This window comes from Deinococcus hopiensis KR-140, assembly GCF_900176165.1.
GTDB lineage: Bacteria > Deinococcota > Deinococci > Deinococcales > Deinococcaceae > Deinococcus > Deinococcus hopiensis.
Map to the genome: position 1 here is coordinate 173,398 of NZ_FWWU01000009.1, position 24,615 is coordinate 198,012.

Annotated in this window: 27 protein-coding genes and 5 tRNA genes; 18 read left to right on the forward strand and 14 right to left on the reverse strand. The window is 65.6% G+C overall.

Annotated elements, in window-relative coordinates; genetic code table 11:
* The first annotated feature begins 18 nt into the window (after nucleotides 1-18).
* The 4 genes from B9A95_RS14110 to B9A95_RS33770 all read left to right on the forward strand — a co-directional run bounded on the left by B9A95_RS14110 (nucleotide 19) and on the right by B9A95_RS33770 (nucleotide 1,392).
* Nucleotides 19-780, forward strand: coding sequence for a metallophosphoesterase (locus tag B9A95_RS14110; RefSeq protein WP_084050738.1), 762 nt, complete (start codon nucleotides 19-21; stop codon nucleotides 778-780).
* Nucleotides 781-875: 95 nt separating this feature from the next.
* Nucleotides 876-951, forward strand: a tRNA-Asp gene (locus tag B9A95_RS14115).
* Nucleotides 952-954: 3 nt separating this feature from the next.
* Nucleotides 955-1,030 (forward strand) — tRNA-Phe (locus tag B9A95_RS14120).
* A gap of 209 nt (nucleotides 1,031-1,239) precedes the next feature.
* Nucleotides 1,240-1,392, forward strand: coding sequence for a hypothetical protein (locus tag B9A95_RS33770; RefSeq protein ID WP_170928652.1), 153 nt, complete (start codon nucleotides 1,240-1,242; stop codon nucleotides 1,390-1,392).
* A 328-nt stretch (nucleotides 1,393-1,720) separates the two neighbouring features.
* On the opposite strand, the gene B9A95_RS14125 is transcribed toward B9A95_RS33770, so the two are convergent.
* Nucleotides 1,721-3,133: a WD40 repeat domain-containing protein gene (locus B9A95_RS14125; protein ID WP_139806791.1), complete on the reverse strand. Its 1,413-nt coding sequence runs from the start codon at nucleotides 3,131-3,133 to the stop codon at nucleotides 1,721-1,723.
* A gap of 225 nt (nucleotides 3,134-3,358) precedes the next feature.
* On the opposite strand from B9A95_RS14125, the gene B9A95_RS33775 reads away from it, so the two are divergent.
* The 3 genes from B9A95_RS33775 to B9A95_RS14140 all read left to right on the forward strand — a co-directional run bounded on the left by B9A95_RS33775 (nucleotide 3,359) and on the right by B9A95_RS14140 (nucleotide 6,066).
* Nucleotides 3,359-3,514 (forward strand): hypothetical protein, encoded by a 156-nt coding sequence (locus tag B9A95_RS33775; RefSeq protein ID WP_170928620.1) that lies wholly within the window; start codon nucleotides 3,359-3,361, stop codon nucleotides 3,512-3,514.
* Between the two features lie 150 nt (nucleotides 3,515-3,664).
* Nucleotides 3,665-4,321: a DUF4279 domain-containing protein gene (locus tag B9A95_RS14130; protein WP_084047902.1), complete on the forward strand. Its 657-nt coding sequence runs from the start codon at nucleotides 3,665-3,667 to the stop codon at nucleotides 4,319-4,321.
* 239 nt (nucleotides 4,322-4,560) lie between these two features.
* Nucleotides 4,561-6,066 (forward strand): hypothetical protein, encoded by a 1,506-nt coding sequence (locus B9A95_RS14140; RefSeq protein ID WP_139806792.1) that lies wholly within the window; start codon nucleotides 4,561-4,563, stop codon nucleotides 6,064-6,066.
* A 26-nt stretch (nucleotides 6,067-6,092) separates the two neighbouring features.
* Here the strand turns inward: B9A95_RS14140 and B9A95_RS14145 are convergent, their stop codons facing one another.
* Entirely contained in the window at nucleotides 6,093-6,299 is a 207-nt protein-coding gene (locus tag B9A95_RS14145; protein ID WP_084047905.1) for a hypothetical protein, read from the reverse strand.
* Nucleotides 6,300-6,494: 195 nt separating this feature from the next.
* On the opposite strand from B9A95_RS14145, the gene B9A95_RS14150 reads away from it, so the two are divergent.
* Nucleotides 6,495-6,559 (forward strand) — tRNA-Phe (locus B9A95_RS14150).
* A gap of 139 nt (nucleotides 6,560-6,698) precedes the next feature.
* Here B9A95_RS14150 and B9A95_RS14155 read toward each other — a convergent pair.
* Nucleotides 6,699-6,775, reverse strand: a tRNA-Pro gene (locus B9A95_RS14155).
* Between the two features lie 152 nt (nucleotides 6,776-6,927).
* Between B9A95_RS14155 and B9A95_RS14160 the strand changes: the two genes are divergently transcribed.
* Entirely contained in the window at nucleotides 6,928-8,190 is a 1,263-nt protein-coding gene (locus tag B9A95_RS14160) for an aminopeptidase (protein ID WP_084050739.1), read from the forward strand.
* Nucleotides 8,191-8,269: 79 nt separating this feature from the next.
* Here the strand turns inward: B9A95_RS14160 and mgsA are convergent, their stop codons facing one another.
* The 6 genes from mgsA to B9A95_RS14190 all read right to left on the reverse strand — a co-directional run bounded on the left by mgsA (nucleotide 8,270) and on the right by B9A95_RS14190 (nucleotide 11,856).
* Entirely contained in the window at nucleotides 8,270-8,698 is a 429-nt protein-coding gene (gene mgsA, locus B9A95_RS14165; protein ID WP_084047906.1) for a methylglyoxal synthase, read from the reverse strand.
* 54 nt (nucleotides 8,699-8,752) lie between these two features.
* Entirely contained in the window at nucleotides 8,753-9,334 is a 582-nt protein-coding gene (locus B9A95_RS14170; RefSeq protein ID WP_245808538.1) for a DUF2867 domain-containing protein, read from the reverse strand.
* Complete coding sequence (locus tag B9A95_RS14175) at nucleotides 9,331-9,894, reverse strand: TetR/AcrR family transcriptional regulator (RefSeq protein WP_084047908.1); 564 nt, start codon at nucleotides 9,892-9,894, stop codon at nucleotides 9,331-9,333. Before B9A95_RS14175 ends, B9A95_RS14170 begins: the two co-directional genes overlap by 4 nt.
* 138 nt (nucleotides 9,895-10,032) lie before the next feature.
* The gene (locus B9A95_RS14180; RefSeq protein ID WP_245808312.1) at nucleotides 10,033-10,965 is read right to left on the reverse strand and encodes an ROK family protein; all 933 of its coding nucleotides are present in this window, start codon (nucleotides 10,963-10,965) and stop codon (nucleotides 10,033-10,035) included.
* A gap of 136 nt (nucleotides 10,966-11,101) precedes the next feature.
* Complete coding sequence (locus B9A95_RS14185) at nucleotides 11,102-11,395, reverse strand: hypothetical protein (RefSeq protein WP_084047909.1); 294 nt, start codon at nucleotides 11,393-11,395, stop codon at nucleotides 11,102-11,104.
* Complete coding sequence (locus B9A95_RS14190) at nucleotides 11,392-11,856, reverse strand: acyl-CoA thioesterase (RefSeq protein WP_139806793.1); 465 nt, start codon at nucleotides 11,854-11,856, stop codon at nucleotides 11,392-11,394. The genes B9A95_RS14185 and B9A95_RS14190 overlap by 4 nt, the downstream gene beginning before the upstream one ends.
* A gap of 231 nt (nucleotides 11,857-12,087) precedes the next feature.
* On the opposite strand from B9A95_RS14190, the gene B9A95_RS14195 reads away from it, so the two are divergent.
* The 3 genes from B9A95_RS14195 (at nucleotide 12,088) to B9A95_RS14205 (ending at nucleotide 13,675) form a co-directional block, all read left to right on the forward strand.
* Nucleotides 12,088-12,456, forward strand: coding sequence for a cell division protein FtsB (locus B9A95_RS14195; protein WP_245808313.1), 369 nt, complete (start codon nucleotides 12,088-12,090; stop codon nucleotides 12,454-12,456).
* Between the two features lie 76 nt (nucleotides 12,457-12,532).
* Entirely contained in the window at nucleotides 12,533-12,853 is a 321-nt protein-coding gene (gene cutA, locus B9A95_RS14200) for a divalent-cation tolerance protein CutA (RefSeq protein ID WP_084047912.1), read from the forward strand.
* A 210-nt stretch (nucleotides 12,854-13,063) separates the two neighbouring features.
* Complete coding sequence (locus B9A95_RS14205) at nucleotides 13,064-13,675, forward strand: hypothetical protein (protein ID WP_084047913.1); 612 nt, start codon at nucleotides 13,064-13,066, stop codon at nucleotides 13,673-13,675.
* A 52-nt stretch (nucleotides 13,676-13,727) separates the two neighbouring features.
* Here B9A95_RS14205 and B9A95_RS14210 read toward each other — a convergent pair.
* Nucleotides 13,728-13,803: transfer RNA gene (locus B9A95_RS14210), tRNA-Trp, on the reverse strand.
* Between the two features lie 382 nt (nucleotides 13,804-14,185).
* On the opposite strand from B9A95_RS14210, the gene nth reads away from it, so the two are divergent.
* From nth to B9A95_RS14230, 4 genes are all read left to right on the forward strand, one after another.
* Nucleotides 14,186-14,848: an endonuclease III gene (gene nth, locus B9A95_RS14215; RefSeq protein ID WP_084047914.1), complete on the forward strand. Its 663-nt coding sequence runs from the start codon at nucleotides 14,186-14,188 to the stop codon at nucleotides 14,846-14,848.
* A 79-nt stretch (nucleotides 14,849-14,927) separates the two neighbouring features.
* Entirely contained in the window at nucleotides 14,928-16,157 is a 1,230-nt protein-coding gene (locus tag B9A95_RS14220) for an MFS transporter (RefSeq protein WP_084047915.1), read from the forward strand.
* A 36-nt stretch (nucleotides 16,158-16,193) separates the two neighbouring features.
* A complete protein-coding gene (locus B9A95_RS14225) occupies nucleotides 16,194-16,910 on the forward strand; it encodes a zinc ribbon domain-containing protein (RefSeq protein ID WP_084047916.1) in 717 nt (238 codons plus the stop codon).
* A 231-nt stretch (nucleotides 16,911-17,141) separates the two neighbouring features.
* Nucleotides 17,142-20,243 carry an adenosylcobalamin-dependent ribonucleoside-diphosphate reductase gene (locus B9A95_RS14230; RefSeq protein WP_084047917.1) on the forward strand — a complete coding sequence of 1,034 codons (3,102 nt, stop codon included), beginning with the start codon at nucleotides 17,142-17,144 and terminating at the stop codon, nucleotides 20,241-20,243.
* 130 nt (nucleotides 20,244-20,373) lie between these two features.
* Here B9A95_RS14230 and B9A95_RS14235 read toward each other — a convergent pair whose 3' ends face one another.
* From B9A95_RS14235 to B9A95_RS14245, 3 genes are all read right to left on the reverse strand, one after another.
* Nucleotides 20,374-20,901 (reverse strand): DUF1003 domain-containing protein, encoded by a 528-nt coding sequence (locus B9A95_RS14235; protein ID WP_084047918.1) that lies wholly within the window; start codon nucleotides 20,899-20,901, stop codon nucleotides 20,374-20,376.
* Nucleotides 20,902-21,031: 130 nt separating this feature from the next.
* Complete coding sequence (locus tag B9A95_RS14240; protein WP_084047919.1) at nucleotides 21,032-21,628, reverse strand: hypothetical protein; 597 nt, start codon at nucleotides 21,626-21,628, stop codon at nucleotides 21,032-21,034.
* Between the two features lie 100 nt (nucleotides 21,629-21,728).
* A complete protein-coding gene (locus tag B9A95_RS14245) occupies nucleotides 21,729-22,208 on the reverse strand; it encodes a hypothetical protein (protein WP_084047920.1) in 480 nt (159 codons plus the stop codon).
* Between the two features lie 147 nt (nucleotides 22,209-22,355).
* Here B9A95_RS14245 and B9A95_RS14250 point away from each other — a divergent pair, with 147 nt between their 5' ends.
* The gene (locus B9A95_RS14250) at nucleotides 22,356-22,835 is read left to right on the forward strand and encodes a GreA/GreB family elongation factor (RefSeq protein WP_084047921.1); all 480 of its coding nucleotides are present in this window, start codon (nucleotides 22,356-22,358) and stop codon (nucleotides 22,833-22,835) included.
* Nucleotides 22,836-22,976: 141 nt separating this feature from the next.
* On the opposite strand, the gene B9A95_RS14255 is transcribed toward B9A95_RS14250, so the two are convergent.
* The gene (locus tag B9A95_RS14255) at nucleotides 22,977-24,089 is read right to left on the reverse strand and encodes a PQQ-dependent sugar dehydrogenase (RefSeq protein WP_084047922.1); all 1,113 of its coding nucleotides are present in this window, start codon (nucleotides 24,087-24,089) and stop codon (nucleotides 22,977-22,979) included.
* Nucleotides 24,090-24,180: 91 nt separating this feature from the next.
* Between B9A95_RS14255 and B9A95_RS14260 the strand changes: the two genes are divergently transcribed.
* Nucleotides 24,181-24,534, forward strand: coding sequence for a hypothetical protein (locus B9A95_RS14260; protein WP_084047923.1), 354 nt, complete (start codon nucleotides 24,181-24,183; stop codon nucleotides 24,532-24,534).
* Nucleotides 24,535-24,615 lie beyond the last annotated feature (81 nt).

A 24,615-nucleotide genomic window follows, 5' to 3' on the forward strand; every position in this document is an offset into this window, starting at 1 on the left:
GGAGAAAAGGGGATGCCGATGCAGAAATTCATCGCAGTGGGCGACGTACACGCGGACTGGGACGGACTGTGGGCGGCCCTCAAGGCCGCGAGTTGCGTGACCCCGGACGGCCTGCCCACGCCGCCGGTGCAGGCCGGGGTATACCAGGTGGTGTTGATCGGTGACCTCGTGCATCCCAAGAGCGAGCGCGACTACGAGCGCCTGACGGGCCTCTCGCGCTTCAACCCCCGCAACCCCGATCACCTGTTCGTCGCTGCCCGCGAGCAGGTGCGGGAGCTCGAACGTCTGCGCGCCTACCAATCGGCTGCGCCGCACGCCGTTCACCTGATCCTGGGCAACCACGACGACGCCGTGCTCAACACCTCTTACGTGCTGGGTACCCAGGCGGGGCTGGTTCATGTGGAATTCGATCCTGAACATGGTGGGGTTCACCTGCCCGAGCACCTGCGCGGCTGGATGGGCGAGTTTCTGCGTGAGCTGCGGGTGGGCCGCGTACAGTTCGCCCACGTCTCGCCCCTGCCTGCGCACGCCTACTACGATGATCTGTTCTACGCCGATCACAGCGCCAAACGCTGGTTTCGTGAATCCCCAGAATACGTGCATATGGCGGGCCTGAGTTTCGGCGTTTACGGTCACACGCAGATGGAACGCGGCATCCTGCTGGACGAGGAGGCGGGCTTTGCCATGATCGACGCCCTGCATACCCGCGAGTACCTCGAACTGCTGATCGATTCTTCGCAGGACTCCCCCATACAGAGCGTACGGGCGGTGCCCTTTTGAAGAGCCAACCCACGCGCCCCCGTTTATGGGGCCCCCGTTGACAAGCCCGTGGAGCGCAGCTATCCTTAACCCCGCTGCTTTTTGCGGCGCGAAGTGGTCCGGTAGTGTAGCGGTTAGCATAACTGCCTGTCACGCAGTAGGTCGCGGGTTCAAATCCCGTCCGGACCGCCATTCGGCTAGGTAGCTCAGCTGGTAGAGCAAACGACTGAAAATCGTTGGGTCGCCGGTTCAAGTCCGGCCCTGGCCACCAAGAGAAAGAACCCCGTCTAGCACGGGGTTTTTCTTTTTGTCTCCTCAACTTGGACCCGGTCCGCCCAGCAGTGATCGTTTGCTCCATGTCCAACCCGCCGAGTCCCGTCAGAAGGACACCCACATGACCTGGGCGCAGTTCTACTACCACCTCCGCATCAAATGCCGTGCCAGGACCACCCTGCACTTCTACGGCGTCACGCCCGCGCCTTGATGCGGGTGTTGATCGGCCTGATGAAGGACAACACCGAGCTCTTCAAGCAGTACTCGGACAACGGCAGCTTCCAGCGTTGGATGCAGGACACAGTCTTCGAGCTGACGTACGCCGAGGCACGGCGCCCTGACATCAACCTGGGCCGTTAAAGCCCGGAGGAGCAGGACGCTGTACTTCCCCAATTGATGTGCCTGCTCGCGTCCAACCTGGTCCGGCGTGGCTGGAGCATGGGCAGAAGAAAGGCGACCCGGAGGCCGCCTGGATGGGTGTGGGCGACTGGACTCGAACCAGTCCGAGGGCTAACTCTCCGCCCCACTCGCACGTCCGTTTTTGAGAAGGTGGACGCTCCCCTTCGTGAACGACGGAAGTATCCCGTCCAGCTCCCCTGGGGAGATGGGGAAGACGTTGAAGGAGGTTCAACCTTTCCTGCTCTGGACTGAGGAAAGGATCAACACTGGCTGAACCCTTGAGTCCTGGTCATGTTCCAGGCGCTTTGATGGTGAACACACTCGACTTGTCGTCGTCCAGCAGGAGGCGGTCACGGCCCACCCACTCCAGGGTTGTGGACGTATCGATGCCGTCGTGTCTCCAGGCAGCCTTTGTCGAAGGTGTGCCGCCTGAGAAGTTGGTCACCATCACGCAGTAAGGGTTGCTCAACCCCCCGCACGCCCCTTTGCCGTACGTGGCGAGCGCACTCCCGTCGGGGGACCACGCGAGGTCGTACACGGCGTCCGTATGGGGCCTCCACTCCGCGAGGCGCTTGCCGCTCAACGCTTCGAAGACGATGACGGTGCCATCGGCGTACCCAACGGCAGCCCGGCGACCGTCTGGCGTAATGGCCGTCGCCTGGGTGTGTCCCCCGGCATCAGGGCGAACCAGGCGCGCTCCCAGTGGCCGGTCGGCCTGAACGGCTGCGTCCTCCAACCACGCTGCCTGCACGTACTCGTGAAGGAGGATGACCCGCTGTCCATCTGGCAGCACCGTTCTGTTCCTTCCCACGCAGGCGGCCTTCCGGCAGGAGGCGATGATGTCCGCGACCGCCTCCACGGTGCGGCCTGTGCTCGGGTCCAACACCGCTCCCTTCTCCTGCTTGTACCGGGGGGCGACGAGCAGGCGTGTTCCACTCGACAGCCAGATGGGCTCAGCAAACGACATCTCGAGATCCCGCTCCCACAGGCGCCGCTTGGTCCGGGAATCGACCAGGATGACGCGGGTCTGCGTGCCCGGTCCAGTGGCCGTGACAGCGACGACCGAACCGTCTGGGGAGAGGCGGGCAGACTGAACATGCTCGCGGGATGTGGTGCGTAGGACATCTTCTCTTGCGGCCAGGACACGTTCCAAGGGGTCCTGCGCCGTATGGAGGAGGAGACCGACGCTGAGACCCAGAGCAACAAAGCAGACCCCCCTTGCCCATGCGGGGAGGCGCTGCCACCAGGTGCCAGCAAGCGAACGGGGCAAGGCCTTCGCGATGGCGGTGTCCCGGGGAGGCTGACTTAGCACCCAGGAGACGATGAGTCCGGCCAACAGGGCCAGGACAGCCCAGGTAACGGTTGAGGGAAGGGTGAGCGTAAAAGGCGAGAACCCCTCAGCAAGTTCGGAGAGGACATTCAGCGCCACGTAGAAGAACCAGATGGGCGGCAGAGACCACCGAATCAGGTCGGGCCTGCGTTGACGAAGGGGCCTGGTGAAGAGGAGGGCACTCCCGGCCAGTCCGACCGTGATGGCGAGGGCGAAGCTCAGCAGGACAAACGGAAAGTCGTAGCTGGGCCCTTGCATTCCACGGGAGAAGAACAGGCGGGACAGGCCCGTGACCGTGCCGAGGGCCAGGAGACCGAAGGTGATCCAGGAGGCGTTGAGAAGTCCGAACACGGCCCACCGGTCCCGGCTCATGCCGCGAGTGTAAAGCGGGAGAGAGGCTAGAAAGGACGCAGGTGCGCGGGAGGACTGGGGGAAGGAGGAACCTCTTTGCGGCGCGAACGTCTGGCAGGCGTAGCTGGCCTCTGCCATCTAGCGGAGTGGGGGATGCGCCACCCGGTTGATGTGGGCAAGAGGGGCGGGAGCGCACCATAGGGACAACCGAGGGGCGAGCGTGCCGACCGGTAAGAGGAGAACACCGTGAACCCCTACGTCCAGAACGACCGTGCGCAACACCTCCAGGCCGAAGCCCAGCGGCGCCGTGAAGCCAAAGCCGCCCGTGCCGAGCGTCAGGAGAGCGACCGCTTCAAGCTGACCTACCTGCTGTCCTTCATGCGTCAGGCCCGCCTCGCGTGAGACGCACTCCCGTCAACAACATCGAAGAACCCAATAGCCCCTCCTGAACTGGAGGGGCAACTTCATTCAGAAGCGCTTTCCTTAAGGTGGTTCTATGCACCGACCCGCGCCGGAATCGTACGTGCCTCGGCAGTTCCGGATGCTCCAAGCATGACCGCTTCCATGGACCAACTTGCGGTCGAGCATGCACTCGCTGAGCTGGCTCGGCCAACCCTCACGGACGTAGAGGTCTTCCTCACACGACACGTTCTGGAGGAGCAGAACGGTGTCCCTGTGGTCGCTGGAGTCGTATTGAACGACGAGGGCGTCCATGACGTCTATCTCCGCGTAGAAGACCAGTTTTACTTTCTAGTGCTGATGCTCCGCTTCGAGGACCGGACTCCGTCGCTTCTCGGGTGCCGCATTGAGGCGGGCAGCACGGTGTATCTGAGGGTGAGCAGTGAGCAACTGAGTGCCGAAGACATCACGGCGAGAATCGGGCTTATCCCTTCCAAGTCAACAAGCAAGGGAGAGATCTCCAGCCGTACTGGACGCCCCTATCCGGGCTCTGACTGGTCCTTGTGCCCAGCAGGAAATGGCTTGAAGGACCCAGGAGAGGTGGAGACGAAGTTCACCCGGTTGCTGGATGCCACGCAGGAAGTGGCCGAACACATCAAGGCCCTCGCCAGCACCACCTGTACCGTCCACGTCACAGTGGCGTACTACGGGTACGCGCAGCAGATGTGGGGGTTGGCACTGACCCCTTGGCACCTGGAACGACTTGCTGCCCTGGGCGCCACCTTGGACGTTGACCTCTACGCTTCGTGACGTATGGGTGTGGCTGGTGCGTTCAGGATCACCTTAGATGCTCGCGAAGGAGGAGAGCGCTGGTTTTAAACGACGAATGCGGCCACTCGGGCCGCTGATAGTCAAAAATATAGCGTTGTATTCAGCGGAAGTCAAGTTATGCAGCCGGGTGTGCATGCAGGAGCAAGTGACACCTTCCACTCTTCCCTCTGGGCACATCTGGCAGCCCTCATGCTGTTGGCGCTCTAGGTTGACAAGTGATGCCTGATCTGACGGACGAACTGCGTAGCCTCTTCGCGCTTTCCTGGGGGTGCGAGGACGATGAGGCGCTGCCGATGTGGTCGGATACCGAAGCCGTTGGGGGCATCAACCCTCCTCTGCAGCAGAAGCTCATTCGCCTTCTGGCCGACCGGGCACAGGACCTGCTTCCTCTGCTCAGGGAAGACCAGGAGCACCTCTGGACCTTCACTCAAGCCCGGCTCCTCGTCCGCGTCCTGGCACACCTGGAGGAAGGTACTCGAGCTCTGCAACGCCTCGCTGCAGGAGAGGGCGGACCCTATACGGTCAGCATGGAAGAGGACGCTGCCCAAATCCTGGCGGCAAGGAAAGACGCAGGCCTCATTCCGTTTTTTCGGCAACTCGTCCTCAGCAGCAAGGTGCGCAGTCAGGTGTGGACCATCGCCCTCCATGTTCTGGTGGACGCTAAGGACGGTGCGAGTGTGAAGGCGCTTCAGGCGGTGTACGGTGGACCGAACTCGCGAGCTGTGGCGAACGCTCGGGTACGACTCGGGGACATCACCGCCCTACGACCCCTGCTTCAGACATCGGCAAGGTTCTATGTCGAGGAGGCTTCACAGGCGATCAGCCTCCTGGAGCAGCGCCTGAAAGGGCTGGCCCCCCTCCTGGAAGAGCTTGTGTCCGCGAACCCGGAACTGCTCCTGGAGCCGTCCTGTGATCCCTTGGAACAACTCGAGCACCTGGCGCTGCACGACCCCATGCTGGCAGTGCAGGAGTGGGCAACCCGACAACTGGTGTCCCTCGCAAGGGAGAGGTTTGCGTCCCTGGTGCCAAAGTTGCTCGGGCAGCCAGACTGGATGGTCGTGAAGAGCACCAGCGACGCCCTCGCCAGGATTCAGCCCCCACTTGCAGATGAACTGAACGCGCTCGTGAGTGAGAGTGGATGTCCGCACTCCATTCGGTTGTGGGCCATCCGGACCCTGCTCCTTGCTGGAATCCAACCTGAGTTGTCTGGCTTACCAGAGGTAAGGGTGACGCTTCCACCAGCGGTTCCGGAAGAAGCTCGGGACACTGTGGTGCGTTACTGGGTCCGTACCTTGGATCAAGCGGAGGCTGGGACAGACGTCCGCTGGTTGATCGAAGGCCTCACCCGTGAGTGGGGTCAGCCGGACGTGACGGACGAGCATGAGGCGGTGGTGGCCGCCTTGCGCAGTGACGGTCTCACGACAGCTGAACCGGTAGATGTGGGAACTTGGAATGAGCAGGGTTGGGGAACATACGTGGTTCTCAAGACCGAAGGAGGCCAGCTGTGGCTGAGTGAACTTGCACGCTTCGCTTGGCCTGCAGATCCGCAGGATGAGGCGATGCAGGCGTTACGGCCACGCCTTGAGCGGGCCTTGTCCTCCGTCGGTTGGAGGATGCTGCCTGAGGAAGCCGCACCGGTTGTGTTTCCGGACTTGAACATTTACTACTTCGCTCATCGCAAGAGCCTACCCCTGCAGAAGCTGCTCTTCTACTATCAGGATTGATCTCGGGTAGGCGTAGTACTCGGCTCTCAGGACCTTTCGGACATCTTCTGCACACGTCTAAGGGTGACGCTGGACTCTTCAGAGAAGGGATCCTGAATGTTGCCTTGGACGTCCAGGGTCACCACACCGAGGTTGAGGAGCAACTGGCCGAAGCGCTGCTCCGGGTAAGTCTCCACCGCGTCTGACAGGACCTTCAGCAGGAGCCTGTTGGCGTCCAGGCGGTCGGTGTTCATGTCCGCAGTATGGCGGCAGTGCCCTGGGGACGGAACGGATGGGAACACACGATTTCTGGACACTGTTTCTCGCTTTGCGGAAAACTCTCGCCAGCACGGTGTTTTACATTCCAGGCCTCAACCGTGATCGTGTGCTCTCCAGGGCATTTGACAGGTGGGCAAAGAGGGATTTATGCTGCCTGGGACGGGATTTATCGCTCAGCTGGTAGAGTAAACGACTGAAAATCGTTGGGTCGCCGGTTCAAGTCCGGCCCTGGCCACCGCAAAAGCCCCCACCAGGGAGGTGAGGGCTTTTCTTTGGTGGAGGCAGGGGGAAACCCCATACATTTCCGGGGGGCAAGCGAAGGTTCTTCGGCGAGGCCAAATAAAAAAAGACCCCCTCGGAGAGGGAGTCTGTGCTGGTCGAGGCGGCGAGATTTGAACTCACGACCCCTACCACCCCAAGGTAGTGCGCTACCAGGCTGCGCTACGCCTCGACGGCCAGCCACAGAACTATAGACGCCGATCTGCCTTTCGTCAAGCGTTTGGGAGCGAGGCGCTTGGGCGGCAGGACAGCGTGGACGGCCTCTTTTCACACGTCCACCTGGAGCGTACGGCCTGGAGGAGTAGCGGCGCTATGCTGGGCCACATGACTGGACAACCCGCAATAGAACAGGGCGGCCTGAATTTCGAGGACAAGCTGCGCAACTACGCGCGGCTGGCGGTGCGCGTCGGCCTGGGGGTGCGAGAGGGCCAGCGCGTGCTTGTGCAGGCCCCGGTGGACACGGCGGTGCTCGCCCGCCTGATCGTGCGCGAGGCCTATGCGGCGGGCGCGGGCTTCGTGGACGTGCGCTGGGACGACGACGACGTGCAACTTGCCCGCTTTTCCCTGGCCCCGGACGGTTCGTTCGAGCAGTTCAGCCGCTGGCGTGTGGACGCCGAGATCGAGACCGCCGAGGCGGGCGGAGCCGTCATCGCCATCCGGGCCACCAACCCGGGACTGCTGGCGAGTGTGGACTCCGCGCGCGTGACGGCCCACCAACGTGTGGTGGCGGCCTACCGTAGGCCCTACACCGCTTACGTCATGACCAACCGGCTCAACTGGAATCTGATCTCCGCGCCCGTGCCCGGCTGGGCGGAGTTGATGTTCCCCGGAGTCTCCGGTGAGGAAGCCACCCAGAAGCAGTGGGACGCCATCTTCGCCGCTACCCGCGCCGATCAGCCGGACCCCATCGCCGCGTGGGAAGAGCACTTGGCAAACCTCAAGCGGCGCCGCGACGTACTGACCGAAAAGCAGTACCACGCGCTGCACTTCCGGGGCGGTGAGACGGACCTCACGGTGGGCCTCGCCAGCGGCCACGTCTGGGGTGGCGGCGCAGCGGACACGCCCGCAGGCATCACCTTCACGGCCAATATTCCCACGGAAGAAGTCTGGACCGCCCCGCACCGCGAGCGGGTAGACGGCGTGGTGGTGAGCAGCAAGCCACTCTCGTACAACGGCGTGCTGATTGACGGCATCCGCATCCGCTTCGAGGGCGGAAGGGTCGTGGAGGCCACCGCGCAGCAGGGCCAGGACACCCTGCGCCAGATGATCGACACCGACGAGGGCAGCCACCGCCTCGGCGAGGTGGCGCTCGTGCCGCACTCCAGCCCAATCAGCCGTTCGGGCCTGCTGTTTTTCAACACCCTGTATGACGAGAACGCCGCCTCGCACATCGCCATTGGCAGCGCGTACCGGGGCAACGTAGCGGGCGGCGTGGACATGACCGTGGAAGAATTTCAGGCCCGGGGCGGCAACGACAGCCTGACCCACGTGGACTGGATGATCGGCTCGGGCGAGATGGACGTTGACGGTGTGACCAAAGGCGGCGGGCGCGAGGCAGTGATGCGGGGGGGCGAGTTCGTGATCTAGTGGCCACCAAACAGCTTCCAGCGCAGAGGGGGGACCTGCCACGTGGTGAACACGGCAGGTCCCCCCTCTGTGTTCGGCATCACGCCGTTGCGTCTTCCCGCACCTGCTGGGCCAGCCACAGCACCAGGGCCTCCGCGCTCGCAGGGTTGGTGGCGAGGGGGATGTCGTGGACGTCACACAAACGCACGAGGGCCGACACGTCGGGTTCGTGGGGCTGGGCAGTCAGGGGGTCGCGGAAGAAGAACACGGCCAGCACGCGCTCCTCGGCGATGCGGGCGCCGATCTGCTGGTCACCGCCCATGGGGCCGGACAGCACGCGCTCGACGGTCAAGCCCGTCTTCTGCTGCAGGATGCCGCCCGTCGTGCCGGTGGCGACGAGGTAGAACTGCTGCAGCACCTGCCGGTGCCCCAGGGCAAACAGGGCCAGTTCCAGTTTCTTGCGGTCGTGGGCAATCAGGGCCACTTGTCGCCGCTGGGTGGGGGAGTCGGGGACCGGGGAAGCACTCACGGGGCCGATTGTCTCATGTGCTTTGCCGAGGGTGCCGGTGGCGACTAGGGCAGATCACTGTGCTCCGCCTCCATGCCGCATCATGGCCCGCACCACGAGGAAATGAAAGGGCTGAATCAGGGCGAAGTAGACCCGGCCCGCCATGCTGTGAAAGTGGACCACCGTGACCACCCGGTACAGGTGCCGGCGGGTCTGGCCGGGCGACTGCAACACGGCAAGACGGGCGGTGAGGTGCGCCTCGCTCGCCCGCGCGGTCCAGTACGTCTCGCCCGCCTCCTCCACGAAAAAAAAGGCGGCGCGTTGGCCCGGCTGGGTGGGCATCTGTTCGGGTACGGCGCCTTGGGGGGGAACGCCCGTGCGGTGTCCCAGGACCCGCAGCACCAGCACCCGGACCCGGTAGAGGGCTTGAATCCAGCCCGGCTGAAACGACAGCATCCGCTGAATAAAGGGGAGCAGATCCACGTCACTCTCGGTGGTCAGGGCGTCCGTATGGTCCGCGCTGGCGACGGCCTGAAGCAGTTGCGGGGGGAGGCGGACGGGCAGGGGTGTGTTCACGGTGGTCTTTCCTTCCGCGCTGAGGGCCAGCGGGGCAGCCAGGGAACGGGTTCGGGAACGTTGTGCCCCACCGGGCGTCACGGGCAACTCGCCTCAGGTCCAGCCGGGGGAGGAGGGAGAAGCCGGTTCAGGGTCTGCACCATTCGCACGTACTCCTCGCCCGCAATGGCGGGCCGGAGTTGCGGCGCGCCCAGAAAGAAGGCGTACGCCATCCGGGCGAAAAATTGGCCCTGCGCCGCGTCGCCGGTCGACTCGGAAAACAACGTCTCCAGGTACGCCAGCCGCCGCGCGTCCATCCGCTCCACCAACGCCCGCGCACCCGCGTCTCGTTCGGCCCAGCGGCGCACGGCCCAGTCTTGGGCCAGGTTTCGCCCGGCGATCTCCTGGGTCAGCTGCTGAAGTTGCCGCGCCGCAGGCTGCGCCGGGTCCACCCCTGCCACCACGTCGGCAAACCCCACCTTCTCCAGGTGGGCCAGCAGCTGCGCCTTGTAGTCGGCCAGCCCTGTAAAGTGGTGGTAGAACGAGCCTTTGCTCACCCCCAGATGCCCCAGCAGGGTCTCCACGTTCAGCCCCTCGTCTCCCTGAGCCGTCAGTACCTCCACGCCAGCCCTCAGCCAGTCTGTTCTGGATTTTCGTGTCATCCCACTAACTCCATACCATACAGTACGGTATGTTCGAGAGGCATTTGTCCATCCTGGAAAGCAGCAAATAAGAAGGGCCCCCGGGACGCCGCCGGGTGGCCCTGATGTCTGGAGAGGATCAGACGGAGGGGAGGGGAGTCAGCCCTCCGCCTGCTGCGCTGCGAGGGCCGCCCCGATCACGCCGGCTTCGGTGCCGAGCTGAGCGCGGCGAATGGTGACGGGCGCGAAGCCCCCAGCGTACTCGTCGGCGGCAGCCTGGACGTGCGTGAAGAAGAAGTCGCCCACGCTCGCCACCCCGCCGCCCAGGACGAAGACCTCGGGATCGAGCAGCTTTTGCAGGTCCGCGAGCGCGACGCCGATATGCTTCATGGCCTGCCGCACGACGCGCGAGGCGGCGGGGTGGCCCTGTTCGGCGAGGGCGAACGCCTCAGCGGTGGACACGTCGCGGTTGAGGGCGTAGCTCGCGTCCCGCGCGATGGCGGTGCCGCTAGCGACAGCCTCCAGCGCCCCGTCAAGTCCCGCGCCGCTGACCGGGCCGCCGGGCATCACAGTGACGTGCCCGAGTTCTCCGGCCACCCCGTGCCGCCCGCGCCAGATACGCCCACCCAGCACGATGCCCGCGCCGATGCCTGTGCTGACCGTCACGTACACGCTGCTCTCGGTGCCGCGCGCCGCACCCAGGTGCGCCTCGGCCAGTGCGGCGGCCTTGGCGTCGTTTTCCAGCACCACGCGCTGGCCCAGCCGCGCCCGCAGCCCGTCCACCATGGGCACGTCGGTAAAGCCGTAGATGTTGGGCGCGAACTTCACGCGGGTGCGGTCCCCATTCAAGGGCCCCGGCACGCCCACGCCCACGCTCGTGGCGTCGGGATGGGTGGCCTGCAGCACCTTCACCTGCGCCGCGATGGCGTCCAGCACGCCCTCCCAACCGGTTTCGGGGGTCGGCTGTACGTGGCGGTCATGGAGCTCGCCCGCGCGCAGTACGCCCGTGGCGATCTTGGTGCCGCCCACGTCCACGCCGATGCTGATGTTCTGAGTTCCGTTGCCCCGTCCGATTTCAACTTGTTGTGTCACTGCTGCTCGCCTCCACGTCCCGGGCCTGGGAGCGCTCCCAGGCCCGCGAAGATTCAGGGCATCGGGCGCTCCACAGGGTTTCATTGCACTCTAGCCCAGGAAAGCCGCCGCGCCGCCCGGGAAGGGGTCCGACTGCCTAGAGCATTGTCGGGGGGGGCGGCGTTTCCGTCTCCTCGCCCAACAGGGCCAGCGCCTCGGCCAGCTGCACCTCAGGCACGTACAGGCCGACGTCGCCCATATAGCCGCCCGTTTCGATCTCGATGACCGGGCTGCCCATCGCCCACTGAAAGGGCGTGCGGATGACTGTGACGACGCCGCCCGCCCCCAGGGTGCGCCGCCAGCCCTCGGCCAGCAGGCGCGGCAGCGTGTCCAGCCTGACCCACACGTCCCCCTGGTAGAGCACCCGGTCCTCGTACTGGGCCCGCGTCATCCCGTCACCCCTTGCGCCACCAGGAGGGACGTCAGGGCCGCGCGCAGCGAACTGGGCAGCGCTTCCGGTTGCATCGCGGCGTCCACACGCACCTGCACCGTGCGGGCGTAGGCGCAGGGTTGTTCGTCGGCGAGTACGCGGGATACCACGGCCCAGCTCGTGCGGCCCAGACGCTCGACGAGCGACTCCACCACCACCGCCTGCCCCCAGCGCACCTCGCGGCGGTAGTCGAGTTCCAGCCGGGCGATCACCGAGCGGTCCTCGTGGTCCGGCACGCCGAGGTCCCGCATCAGTTCCACCCGTGCGGTTTCGAGGTACTGCACGTATACGGCGTTGTTGAGGTGGCCCATCGCGTCGATGTCGCCGAAGCGCATCTGGATTCCGGCCCGGTGCGCGCCGGACCAGTCCAGCCCGGCGAGGGCGTCGCGGGACGGGGAGGAGGCCGCTTCATTTGCGCTCATAGCGTCCATTAGAGCATTTGTCCAAATTCCACCGTACGGATGGGCGGTACGTGAAGGGCCGTCTCTGACGGTTTTCCGGCTCACAAAGGTCCGCCTCCCCCCGATAGACGGAATTGGCCGGCACTGTTCCATCGGGACCAGCCCCTTCTGGCTTCTGGGCTGCTTTCGCGCTGTCTTCCCTGGCGGGCATCTTCCCTTGCGTCCCGCGTGCACAGCGCTATGCTCTGGCCCATGACCGTGCCTGATCCGCCACCCCGGAAAGACTCGGGCCGTTGGCGGCAGGTGCAGCGGCTTCCCCTGACGCTGATGCTCGCCAGCCTCCTCGTCGGCCTGGGCATCGTGCAGCTCACCTTCCAGCTGGGTCTGATGACCTACCGCACCGTCACCTGGTCGCGCGAGACGCAGGCCACCCTGGCCCGCGTCCACGGGCTGGAGCGCGATGTCCGGGTGTTGCGCGACGCCCAGCAGGCCGCCTATGACCCGGCCTACCTCGAAACGCTCGCCCGCTGCGAGGGCTACGTGGGCGAGCGTGAGCAGGTCATTGTGTCGCCCGACGCGCCGGGCACGGCCGAGAACTGCGCGCCGGTGCGTTTGCCGTAAGCGCCCCCGCTCCGGGGCCGGGATTGCAGCCTGAAGGACCCTGTCCGCGCCGCGCCGGGGGTATGCTGGCCGACATATGTCACTCGTCGTTCTGGTCACGGTGCCCCCCGAACGCGCCCAAGAACTGGCCCGCACGCTCGTCGCTGAGCGGCTGGCCGGATGCGTGAATGTGGTGGGGGGCATTCACAGCATCTACCGGTGGGAAGGGGACGTGGCCGAGGACCCCGAGACCCTGCTGCTGATCAAGACCACTGGAGAGCGCTACCCCGAACTCGAAGCCCGCATCCGCGTCATGCACCCGTATGAGGTGCCGGAGATTATCGCGCTGCCCTTCGACCGCGCGCTGCCCGAGTTCCAGAGCTGGCTCCTGGGGGCCACCGCCCCCGAGTCCGAGTAGGCTCGCAGGAAATGGGCGCGAAACAGCACAACTGGGAGCCTGGTGGGGCTGTGCGGGGCGGGCCCTGATTTCTGGCACGGGACGCTGAACATCAGCTGCTGCTGGAGTGGTGGGAGGTTAAGGCCACTGCACGCTGACCTCTCCCTCTTCCCAATTTCCCTTGCCCCTCTCCTCATCTTCCGGGCGCATGAGAGCCGCAAAGTAGGGCTCATGAGACACATTCTCTTTCCGACGGTTTCCGCAGCCGACGCCTTTATCGCCGACCTGCAGCAGCGCGGTGTGGTGCGCTCCGAAGTCGGAACCACCACCGTGAACCCCCGGGTGTCACAGGCCCTGGATGGCGGCGTGAGCGCGTCCACGTCGTCGACCACCCAGACCACCTCGACCGACTACGTGGATGGCGGCGGCACCGCCGAGGACGCGGGCGCGGGTGCGGTCAAGGGCACGGTGGCCGGGGCCCTGACGGGCGCGGCGGCGGGCGTGATCGGCAGCGCCGCTACGGTGGGTACCACCATCGCGGCGACGGCAGCCACCGCCGCGACGGGAGGCCTGGCCCTGCCCGTGATTCTGGGTATGGCGGCCCTGGGCAGTGGCGTGGGCGCAGCCGTCGGTGCACTGGGCGGCGCGGCAGGCGTCGACGAGACCGGCGAGCACACCACGACCTCCAGCTACCAGTCGAACTACGACGTGGACCAGGGCCACTACGACCGCATCCACTCGGCCACCAGCCAGGGCGGCCGCGCGGTGGCGGTGGACGAGAGCGTTCCCCAGGATGTGCTGGACGAGGCCGTGCGGCGTCACGGCGGCGAGTACGTGTCTTAAACACCCGCCTTCCCCAAAGGCAAAACCCCCGCAGAGTGCGGGGGCTTTTCTTTGGCGGGCCCTGTAGGACTTGAACCCACGACCTACGGTTTTGGAGACCGCCGCTCTACCAACTGAGCTAAGGACCCGTGCGCGGCGCTGCCAGAGGAGGCAGACCCGCAAGCCCGCGCAGTTTAGCAGAGGGCCTGGTGTGCCGCAAGGGTGCGGCCATTCGGCTGAGAACACCCCATCCGTCCTGCCGCCGCAGGGCGGCCACCCCCGCCCCAGCGGCGCTGAGGGTCAGGGCGCTTTGGTCACGCGGCACCGCACCCAGTTCAGCCACCCCAGCAGGGGAATCAGGCCCAGCAGCAGGTCGAATGCGGCCAGGATGCCCATTATGAGGGAAACCGTTCGCATGCTCCCGCCACGCGGGAGCGGGTGGCAGAGTTACGCCCCCGCCCTGTCCTCAGGAGGCAGACGGGACGATGGGGGGGCCTGTGTGAGCGTGGGAGGGAGTGTAGGCTCCTCGCCGTGACCCGCTCTCCCTCCCGTTTGCCTGCGGGCGCGAAAGCCCGCGCGCCGCTGGCGCTTGCGGCGCTGGAAGCGCTGTATCCCGACGCCCGGACCGAGCTGAATTTCCGCAATCCCTTCGAGCTGCTTGTCGCCACAGTGCTGAGCGCCCAGGCCACCGACGTGAGCGTCAATGCCGCCACCCCCGCCCTCTTTGAGCGTTATGCCGACGCCTACGCCATGGGCAGGGCCACGCCCGAGGATGTGGAGCCCTTGATCCGGTCTATCGGGCTGTACCGGGGCAAGGCCCGCAACCTCGTCGCCCTGGCCGCCCTGCTGGTGGAGCGGCACGGGGGCGAGGTACCCAACGATTTTGACGCGGTGGTGGCCCTGCCAGGCGCGGGACGCAAAACCGCAAATGTGGTCCTGAGCAACGCCTACGGTTACCCGGCCATTGCCGTGGACACCCACGTGGGCCGCCTGTCCCGCCGCCTGGGTCTGAGCCTCCAGAACAACCCCGACAAGGTGGAGGCAGACCTCCAGCGCCTGTTTCCACGTGAGCGCTGGGTCTTTCTGCACCACGCCCTGATCCTGCACGGCCGCCGCGTGTGCCACGCCCGCAACCCCCGGTGCTCGGCGTGTGAGCTGCGCGAGTTCTGCCCACGTATAGGGGTGGAGCCGTGAAGCGGTGTGGCCGAGGGCCGGATGCCCTTCGCCCTCGGCCCTCCGCCCTCCGCTTTCTGGGGCTCCACCAGGGCCATCCGTGACCTGGCGCTTTTCCCGTCCCCTGTGGCTGTACCTCTCGGGCAGCTTCTCGTTCGGGCTGGCCCAGGCATTCGCGGCGCTGTTCCTCAACTTCTACCTGCGGGCGCTGGGGCTGGGCACCGAGTGGCAGGGACTGGTCAACGCCCTGCCCGCGCTGACGCTGGCGTGCCTCAGCCTGCCTGTGGTGGCGCTGGCGCGGCGAATCAGCAACGCGCGGACCATTCAGCTGGGTAGCCTGCTCAGCCTGTGCGGTGCGGTACTGCTGGCGCTGTCGGGGGGACCGGCCATGGCTATTGCCGGTGCGCTCGTGCAGGGCGCGGGCGCAGCCATGCTGGTGGTGGCGGGCTCACCCTTTATGGCTGCCCGCAGCGACGAGCGCACCCGCGTGACCCTGTTCAGCGCCCAGAGCGCCCTGATGACCGGCGCGGGCTTTCTGGGCAATCTGCTGGGCGGGCGGGTCCCCGAACTGTACGCGGCCGCGACGGCCACCGGGCCCACCGGGCTGGGAGCCCTGCGCGCCGCACTGCTCGTGTCGGCCGCGGCGCAGCTCGTGGGGCTGGTGCCGCTGCTCTTTCTGCGTCCTGGCAAACAGCCCCGCCCGGAGGGCCGCTCCTTCACCGTACGTGATAAGGGCACCATGGCCCGGCTCGTCGCGCCCAACGTGCTCGTCGGCTTGGGGGCTGGGGCCACCATTCCCTTTCTGAACGTGTTTATCGAGGGCAAGTTTCACGTGTCCTACGCCAGCCTGGGCAGTTTGTTCGCGTGGACCAGCCTCGCCACCGCCGCTACCGCGCTTGTGCAGCCCCTGCTCGTGCGGCGGCTGGGACAGCTGTCCGCCGTGCTGACGGTTCAGGCGTCCAGCCTTCCTTTTCTGGCACTGCTGGGCTTCGCGCCGGAGTTGTGGATGGTTTCGGTGGCGCTGTTCACGCGCGGGGCCCTGATGAATGCGGCGGGCCCCGTCTACAGCGCCTACGCCATGTCTGCGCTGCCCGAGGAAGACCGGCCCATGTACTCGGCCGTCAACGTGATCGCCTGGGACTTAGGCTGGGCGGTCAGCAGCCTCCTGTCGGGGGTGGTGCGCGGGGCGCTGCCCTTTGACTTGGCCTTCCGCATGCTGTTCGGCTGGACCATCCTGATGTACGCCGGAAGCGTGCTGGCAATCTACCTGGGGCTGTTTCGCCGCGCCGGCCAGGACCTGCTGCCCACAAGCGTGAACGTCAGACCCTGACGCCTCCCCCGGCGGGTGAGGGTAGACTGACAGCCGATGAGCGACACCGGACCCCTTCAGAGCCTGTACCGTGTTCAGGAACTCGACCTGGACCTCGACCGGCTGCGTGCCGAGGAGGGCAGCATCCCGGACGCGCTGCGCGACGCCCGTGGGGTGCAGGAGCGCCTCAACAACGATCTTGAAGACGCCGAGATCACCCTTGAAGGCGTTGAAAAGCAGCTGCGGCAGCTGGAGCAAGACCTCGCGGGCACCCGCGAGCAGATCGCCCGAGCGCGCGAGGAGCAGGACAAGAACGCCTTCGACGCCCGCGCGCAGAGCCAGTACGGCAGCCGCATCCAGATGCTTGAAGAGCGCGCTGAGGAGATGGAAGAAGACCTCGCGCCCCTGCGTGGGCGCCAGCGTGAGCTGGGCGAGAAGGCCAGCGGCCTGCGCGCCGAGCACCGCGCCCTGCGCCCCCAGCTCGAAGCCCTGGAAGCCCAGGATGAGGCCCGAGTGCAGGGTCTACGCGACCAGGGACAGGGTGCGCGCGACGAGCGTGCGGAGCTGGTGGGCGGCCTCGATTCGCGCACCGTCAAGGAATATGACCTGATCCGCAAGGCCAAAAAGGGCCTGGGACTCGTCGAGATTCGCGGGGGCCGCTGCACCGGCTGCAACGTGATGCTCCCCGTAAACGTGCAGCAAAAGGCTGCCCAGGGCAAGCTGCCCCCGGTCAAGTGCCCCTCATGCGGGAGATTTCTCGTCAAGTTGAGCTGAGCTTTTCGCCGTTGCCGGACCTTCAGGTGTCTGGAGGTCCGGTTTCACCGTCTCCGTCGTCGTTTTTTGTTTTCCTTGAATGCAGCATCTTGTACTCCGGCCGGGAGAGGGGTACTATCCCTTGTACTGAGGCCTGACACGTCTCCCGTTTGGTTCTGTTCACAATCCCCATAGCCCTCACCCTCTGCTGGAGCGGTGAGGTCGTCTTTTGCCTCTTTTCCAGGAGTTCCTATGACCACCGCGCCCGATGCCATTACCCGCAACTTCGACGAGAACGCCCAGCACATTGCCAAGCGCCAGTACCTCCAGCCCAGCGACGGCGATATCGGGGGGATGTTCCGGCGAATTGCAAAGTGGGTGGCGGGCGCGGAGGCGGAAGGGGTGCGGGAACACTGGGCGCAGAAGTACTTTGACCTGATGGCTGAGAAAAAGTTCTGCCCGGGCGGACGCGTGCTCGCGGGGGCCGGAACGCAGCACGGGAACGTGCTCAACTGCTTCGTTCAGGGAGCCACCGAACACGCTCCCGAGAGCTTCGACGGCGTGATGGAAGTCGCCAAGAAGCTTGCCCTCGTGACCAAGGTGGGCGGCGGCAACGGTGTCAACCTCGACGTATATACCCCCCGCGCCGAGAGCAGCCGCCCCGACGCGGGCGTGCGCGGCTGGGTCTACATGAGCGCCTCGCACCCCGACGTGGAAGACTTTATCGAGGGCCTGATGCGTCCCCCCACCCAGCCCGACGGCGAGAAACAGCCCGTGGCAGTGCGCAACTGGACCCGCGTGGTGTACGGCGAGGCCATGCCCGCCGGACTGGTGGCTTCGGCAAGGCGCAATGGCGTGCAGATCGTGCGCGCCTTCCCGGGGGGTGTGCTGCCCGTGGCCGATGATATGGGCGGCATCATCGACGCGGCCCGGGCTGTGGCCGAGAGCGCGAAGGTCGGCGTGGAACCCCGCATCGACCTGTCGGACATGCGGCCCGAGGGCGCACCCATCAAGGGGTCCGGCGGCACCTCCAGCGGCCCCGTGTCCTTCCTGATGGAGATTTTCGACAACTTTCTGGAGTGGGCCAACCGGGGCGGCGAGACGAGCGGGCCGATCAACACGCTGCGCTTCGTGTATGCGCCGGTGCTGCGCGTCGTCAGGCAGGGAGGCACGAGGCGTGGGGCTGGGATGGCGACCATCTCCATCGAGCACCCCGACGTGCTTGATTTCCTGACCGCCAAGGACCTCGACCGCGAGGCCGCCGAGGGCGACATCTCCACCTTCAACATCTCCATCCTGGTGACCGAGAAGTTCTGGCAGACCCTGGAGCGCGACGGGCTGTGGCACGTGGACGTGCAGGAGGTTCCCGGCAAGTATTACCTCGCCCCTCAGGCCGGCATGTACGGCGGCCGCCTCCCCGCCCTGCCGGACCGGGACGAGGACAGCGCGCGTGGGGTGCCCCTGTACACCTCCGCTCCCCAGGGCCGCTACAACCCCGCCGACAAGCGCCCCGGCCTTCCCGCGAAGTGGCTGTGGGACCAGATCGCGCAGCACGCCTGGAGCACGGGCGAACCGGGTCTGATTTTCAGCGACCGGGTGAACGAATATTCGGCGCTGAAGAACCTGGGCAAGCGGTACGAGATTCGGAGCACGAACCCCTGCGGAGAAATACCGCTTACGATCGGCGAGCCCTGTGACCTCGGGGCCATCAACCTCGCCGCCTACGTGCAGGGCAGCACCTTCGACTACGCGGGTTTCCGCGCCGACGTGCGGACCTGCGTGCGTTTTCTCGACGACGTGCTGGACGTGAACGTCTTTGCGCTGGAAGACAACCGGGTGGCCTCGCAGGACCTGCGCCGCCTGGGCCTGGGCGTAATGGGTCTGGCCGACGCCCTGATTAAGATGGGCCTGCGCTACGACAACGAGGCCGGGCGCGAGGCGATCTTCGAGATCATGTCCGCCCTGCGCGAGGAAGCCGTCGCCGAAAGCGAGCGTCTCGGTCAGGAGCGCGGCGTATACCCCATCTATACCCGCAACGCAAAAAAGATTCCGCACGGTGCCCGGCGCAATGTGGCGGTATTGACCGTCGCCCCCACCGGCACCACCTCCATGCTGATGGGCGTGTCCTCCGGCATCGAGCCCGTCTTCAGCCCCTTCATCTGGCGCAAGATCGGCAGCGAATACCGCGCGCTGCTGCATCCCCTCTTCGTGGAACTGCTGGGCCAGTACCCACCCGCCTCCAACATGGACGGTGGCAAAGGCAGCTGGAACTGGGACAAGGTGACGGAAGCGGTCTCCGAGAACCACGGCTCTGTCGTCGGGCTGGCCTTTATTCCCGACGCGCTTCAGCAGGTCTTCGTGTGCGCCCATGACATCAAGCCGGTGGACCACGTGCGGATGCAGGGCGCGGTGCAGCGGGCCTTCGACGAGGGCGGGCAGCACGCGGCCAACAGCCTCTCCAAGACGATCAATCTGCCCAACTCTGCCACGGTGGCCGACGTGCAGGACGCCTACAGCGAGGCCTACAAGACCGGCTGCAAGGGCATCACTGTGTACCGCGACGGCTCGCGCCAGTTCCAGGTGCTCTCAACCAGTAAGAAGAAGGAGAAGAAGGTGGAGGACGTGCAGGAACCCGCCGTGCAGGCCGTGGCGGAAGTGATGGGGGAGGCTGGCGCCGCAGAGGGCAAGGTGCAGGGCGCCGAGAACCAGAAGCCGGTTCCCACGATTGTGCCCTCTGCTCCCCGCCCTCAGCCCTCTCCTGCCGAGTTTTACAAGTCTGCGGTCCCCCAGAACCCCGTCTACCAGCGTCCCGCCCGCCTCCAGGGCATCACCGACATGGTAAAGCTCACCGATCCCACCAGCGGGCACCGCCGCTCATTCCTTGTCACGGTCAACCACCTGCATGGCAAGCCCATCGAGGTTATGGTCATCAGTGGCCGCGCGGGCGACGAGGCCAATGCAGACAGCGAGGCGCTGGGGCGTGTGGTGTCCATTGCCCTGCAACACGGCGTGCCCGCCCAAGCGATCATCAAGACGCTGCGGGGCCTGAACGGTGGCCTGTACGGCAGTTACAACGGCCGTCTGGTGGGGTCCAAGGCGGACCTGATCGCCGTGGCGCTGGAAACCTTTGCCAAGGACATGGAAGCCGCTGCCCTGCCGCCCCTTGCCGGAGGCAGCGTGGACGCGCCCGCCGCGGCCCCCGCCCTGTCCGCCTCCGCGCAATCCAGCGGCGTCAGCGTCGAGAGCATGGACAGCATGAGCCGCGAGCGCTGCCCCGTTTGCGAGGAAAAGGCCGTGATCCGCGAGGAAGGCTGCTTGAAGTGTCAGGCGTGCGGCTATAGCAAGTGCGGGTGAACGTTCCCGAAGCCTCCGCACGTTTTAAAGCGTAGGTTTTTCGGCAACCAGACCTGTAGGGTCCAGACAGCGCTGGAAACCTCTGTGGCTGTTCAGCGTGGGCGTGCTCTTACGCCCACCTGAACGGCCATCACTCTGTCTTGGCCTCTTCCTCCATGATCTTGGCCACCTCCTCGGGCTTGACGTCCTGCATGGCTTCCTCCACCGCCGCGTCGCTGCCTGGAGCTATTCCCAGATGCTCCGCAATCGCGTGGGTCAGGCGGATCAGCTGGGTCAGCTCATGCTCGGTGAGCATGTTGACGTGCAAGTCCAGTTCGGCCCGCCGGGCGTCGGCCGCGCTCATGCGGTTCTGGCTGATCAGGACGAATGTGGAGAGGAAAATGGCCTCCAAAGAACCCGCCATGGTGAGCAGGCCGAAAGGATAGGGGTCAAAAGGTTTGATTCCCAGCCAACCCAGGTTGACGACCACCCACCCGCCGATAATAGCGAGGTGAAGGTAGACAAAGAGCATGCTGCCCGTGAACCGCGTGATGGCGTCCGCAATTTGGTCCTGTTTCGTCTGCCGGTTCTCCGCCCTTTGGTGAATCTCCCGCACGGCGGTGGCATTTCTCCCCACAACGTCGGCGAAGGACTGCCCCGCTCCCCTTTTCTGCCCCATCTCACTCCCCCCTTCCTTGAAGCAGAGTGTGGCTCCCCGCTTCAGGGGAGTCGAGATGCACCTCTTTAAGGTAAAAGAAGCCGCGTCAGTGTTCAGCATGAAGCCCTGTTTCGCCTCTGCGGCTCCAACACTAGTCCTTCCGTTCCAGCCGTTCGCCGTTCCTGAACTCTTCGACCACCGTCACCTCTTCGCCCGCCTCGTTCACGCTCAGTTCCACGTATAGCCCCAGGCCGTAGCGGAACTGACCCTCACTGCCCTGCAAGGTGTAGCGGCGCAGTTTGTCTTTGGCGTCGTGTTCACCGCTCCAGCCCTGGCGGGTGCCCTTGACCTGCACCTCCACCACAAGCAGGTTGAAGTCGCTGCGTTCGCGCAGGTGAACGATGATGCCGGGATAGGCGTGGGCCACCGCCCCGGTGGCGGCGTCGGCTTCGGGCTCGCTCAGGCCCTGGCGCATCAGGTTGCGGCGCAGGTCGCGCTGGCGGGTGCGGCTCATGTAGGGAAAGTCGTAAGTGCTTTCCTCCACCCGGCTGTTGCGGTTGTACTGGCAGTCCACGTGCAGGCCCGGAAACTGGCGCTCCAGGTACACGGCCAGTCGGTGCGCGACGCTGGCCTCGTTGAGCCCACGCTTGATCAGCAGGCGGTCACTCGCCCACAGCTCGGCCAGGGCGAGGCGAAAGCCCTCCAGAATCACGGCTTCGGCGGGGCGGTCTGGGGAAGTGGAGGGCATGGGGCAGGGTACTGTGACTGCCTGGTGCCGTCCAGGCCAAATCAGCGCAGCGAGGAAATGCCGCCCCACGATGGTGCGGGCGGCTTCCCTCCAACGTTCGTTACAGCCCAGGAATCGGCACGGCCACCGGGCGGATGGGCTGGCCCTGGCTCTCGGCCAGGTTCAGCAGGGTGTTCGTCTGCCGGTTGAGGCTCTGAAGGCCCTGCTCGTCGAAGCGGCCAGCCTTCAGGTTATTGGCCACGCTGCTCAGCGATTTGCCGAAGTTGGGCAGCAACGAGCCGATCTTTTGCAGGAAGGGGTCGTTGGTGTTCCGCGTCATCTTGATCGCGGCGTTCACCTGCGTAGCGGCAAAGGCCAGCGCCAGCCCCGCCTTGACGATGTTGGTCTTCTGGCTGGGCGCGCCCGCCTGGAACTTGTACTGGCGGTACGGCTTCCAGACCCAGGTGTTGAAGGCGTAATAGGCCGCACCAAGGTGAAACAGGAAGCGGGCTTTTTCCACCACGCCGGCCTGCGCCTGCGGCGTGGTTCCGGCAACAGTGAGGCTGGCGGCGAGAATCAGGGCAGCGCTCTTGGACTTCATGTCCGGAGTGTGGACTGGCACACGCCTCCAGAAGATGAGCCGGCGCTTGGCGCAGCTTACGAAAGGCTGCGGACAAGGTTTAAGGTTCTGGGCATGGGCGGCAGCGCTATGTCACCATGCGCCCAACAACAGACTGGGAGGCGGCAGGTGACCCACAAGATCGAACTGACCCGCGAAGGCTTCACGCGCCTTCAGCAGAACCTGGAGCGCGAGTATCAGCGGCTGGAAGAAGCCCGCCGCGTGGTGCAGGAACAGATGCACGCCAACGAGAACGAGAGCATGGGCCTGGCCGATGCCCAGCGCGAACTCGTCTCCATTCAAGACCGCATTGCCGACATCGAGGAAACCTTGGCGCAGGCCGTCCTGATCGAGCACAAGGAGGGCGACGGGGCCGGGCCGGCCCGCTTGGGCTCGGTGGTGACGCTGCTGGACGAGGCCACGGGCCGGGAGCTCAAGCTTCAGCTCGTCAGTCCACCGGAGGCCTCGGCCACACCCGGGCAGGTGCCGCGCGTCTCCACCGAGAGCCCTGTGGGCCGCGCTCTGCTGGGACGCACGCCAGGGGAAATTTTTGAGGTGGACCTTGGCAAGCGCCGCCCCACCTACCGGGTGGTGAGCATCACGGCCTGAGGCAGGCACCCCACCCAGAGCAGTTGTCCGAATTGCGCCGCGCGTGGAAGGGCACCCCTCACGGCTCCTCTCTCCCCAAGGCCCATTCAAGTGCGCTCGCTGAGCTCAGTCAAAAACGAAGTCCTCTTTTTGACAAATGCGCTAAGGTCCCAGCTTCAGAATCTGGCCACTCCCATACTCGGCCACGTACAACTCGCCGTCTTCCCCCTCGCCGAAAGTCGAGGGGTTTTGCACACTGCCGATTTTCGCCGCCTTCCAGGTGTCCACGGGCGCGGCCCAGACCGTCCCGCTGGCAAAGTCGGCGAATACGTACTGGCCTTTCAGGGCGGGAATCGCCGCGCCCCGGTACACGTACCCGCCCGTGATGCTCTGGCCCTCGCTGCGCCCATACACCAGCACGGGCTCAACGAGGCCGGCGGTGCGGCAGTCCTGCGCGGGTTCGAAACAGCGGTCGCCCTCACGCACGCGCCAGCCGTAGTTCTCGCCGCCCTTGCTGCTGCGCGGCTGGCGGTTGACCTCCTCCAGTGTGTTCTGCCCCACGTCTGCGATGATCATGTCCCCCGTGGCCCGGTCAAAGGAAAAACGCCAGGGATTGCGCAGTCCATACGCCCAGATGTTGGGATTCGCGCCCTGACGGTTCAGAAACGGATTGCCGGGTGCGGGTCTCGCCGCGTCGCCCCGGACGTCGAAGCGCAGCAGTTTGCCCAATGGCGTGCCCAGGTTCTGCCCGTTGTTCTGCGGATCGCCCCCACTGCCGCCGTCGCCCAGCGCCATATACAGAAAGCCGTCGGGCCCAAAGCCCAGCTGCCCACCGTTGTGGTTGGCGTAGGGCTGTTTGGTAGTGAACATGATTTTCGCGCTGCCCGCGTCGGCCCGGCTGAAGTCTGCCGTTGCCGTGTACCGCGCCAGCACCGTGTCACCGTTGCGGTCCGTGTAATGCACGTACAGGCGGCGGTTTTGCTTGTACCCCGGATCGAAGGCCAAGCCCAGCAGACCCCGTTCGCCCCCGGCGCTCGTCAGGCGGCTCACGTCGAGAAAGGGCTGGGCGCGCACCTTGCCTCCCTCCAGCAACCGCACCTGCCCGCCTTGCAGCGTGACGTACAGGCGGCCCGAGCCATCACCCCCATGCGTGATGGTGGTGACCTGGGGCAAAGCGGTGGCGTAGGTGGTGAAGTTGATCTGCCGCGCGGACTGGGCATGGACGGAGACGGTCAGCAGGGCCGCGAGGGCGGTCAGGCAAACGGGGCGCAACATGGTTCAGTGTGCGCTCCCCACCCACGTGTGGGGATGAGGGAAAGGCCAAGGGGGAACTCCCCCCCTCCCGAGCCCAGCGCTACGCTGGAGCATGACTGCCCCTCAAGCCCTCGAGAAGTACCGCTCCCCCGGACCTGAGCGCCTGAAGCTGTACGCCTCGCTGTTCGTGCTGATCCTTATGACTGCTGTGCTGGGCCGTGGGCGTCCCGGCGATCTCGGCACGCGCGAGACGCTGCGCCGCAGCCCATTTGCCCGCGTGATGTTTATGGATATCGGCGTGCTGGGTACCCTGGGGGCGCTGTACCTCGTGCTGAATGGCAAAACGGCCCTCCGGGTCCCCGCCGCCCTCGCCACCCTGTTCGTCGGTAGCTTCGCCCTGCTGCCCGCCCTGGCCTGGGAGGACTGGCAGGAGATGGGGGAGCGCCGAGAAGGTCAATCAATTTGACCCTCTCCGCCCGTGGGACCCGTAGAGTTCCGCAGGAGAGAGGGCCCACCCAGAGATTGGGGTGACTCGCAGCGCCCGAAG

Bases quoted from the DNA above. Each gene is read 5' to 3' on its own strand.
- B9A95_RS14110 (WP_084050738.1), top strand. From the start codon at position 19: ATGCAGAAATTCATCGCAGTGGGCGACGTACACGCGGACTGGGACGGA.
- B9A95_RS14125 (WP_139806791.1), bottom strand. From the start codon at position 3,133: ATGAGCCGGGACCGGTGGGCCGTGTTCGGACTTCTCAACGCCTCCTGG.
- B9A95_RS14130 (WP_084047902.1), top strand. From the start codon at position 3,665: ATGACCGCTTCCATGGACCAACTTGCGGTCGAGCATGCACTCGCTGAG.
- B9A95_RS14140 (WP_139806792.1), top strand. From the start codon at position 4,561: ATGCCTGATCTGACGGACGAACTGCGTAGCCTCTTCGCGCTTTCCTGG.
- B9A95_RS14145 (WP_084047905.1), bottom strand. From the start codon at position 6,299: ATGAACACCGACCGCCTGGACGCCAACAGGCTCCTGCTGAAGGTCCTG.
- B9A95_RS14160 (WP_084050739.1), top strand. From the start codon at position 6,928: ATGACTGGACAACCCGCAATAGAACAGGGCGGCCTGAATTTCGAGGAC.
- B9A95_RS14175 (WP_084047908.1), bottom strand. From the start codon at position 9,894: ATGACACGAAAATCCAGAACAGACTGGCTGAGGGCTGGCGTGGAGGTA.
- B9A95_RS14185 (WP_084047909.1), bottom strand. From the start codon at position 11,395: ATGACGCGGGCCCAGTACGAGGACCGGGTGCTCTACCAGGGGGACGTG.
- B9A95_RS14190 (WP_139806793.1), bottom strand. From the start codon at position 11,856: ATGAGCGCAAATGAAGCGGCCTCCTCCCCGTCCCGCGACGCCCTCGCC.
- B9A95_RS14195 (WP_245808313.1), top strand. From the start codon at position 12,088: ATGACCGTGCCTGATCCGCCACCCCGGAAAGACTCGGGCCGTTGGCGG.
- cutA (WP_084047912.1), top strand. From the start codon at position 12,533: ATGTCACTCGTCGTTCTGGTCACGGTGCCCCCCGAACGCGCCCAAGAA.
- B9A95_RS14205 (WP_084047913.1), top strand. From the start codon at position 13,064: ATGAGACACATTCTCTTTCCGACGGTTTCCGCAGCCGACGCCTTTATC.
- B9A95_RS14225 (WP_084047916.1), top strand. From the start codon at position 16,194: ATGAGCGACACCGGACCCCTTCAGAGCCTGTACCGTGTTCAGGAACTC.
- B9A95_RS14230 (WP_084047917.1), top strand. From the start codon at position 17,142: ATGACCACCGCGCCCGATGCCATTACCCGCAACTTCGACGAGAACGCC.
- B9A95_RS14235 (WP_084047918.1), bottom strand. From the start codon at position 20,901: ATGGGGCAGAAAAGGGGAGCGGGGCAGTCCTTCGCCGACGTTGTGGGG.
- B9A95_RS14240 (WP_084047919.1), bottom strand. From the start codon at position 21,628: ATGCCCTCCACTTCCCCAGACCGCCCCGCCGAAGCCGTGATTCTGGAG.
- B9A95_RS14245 (WP_084047920.1), bottom strand. From the start codon at position 22,208: ATGAAGTCCAAGAGCGCTGCCCTGATTCTCGCCGCCAGCCTCACTGTT.
- B9A95_RS14255 (WP_084047922.1), bottom strand. From the start codon at position 24,089: ATGTTGCGCCCCGTTTGCCTGACCGCCCTCGCGGCCCTGCTGACCGTC.
- B9A95_RS14260 (WP_084047923.1), top strand. From the start codon at position 24,181: ATGACTGCCCCTCAAGCCCTCGAGAAGTACCGCTCCCCCGGACCTGAG.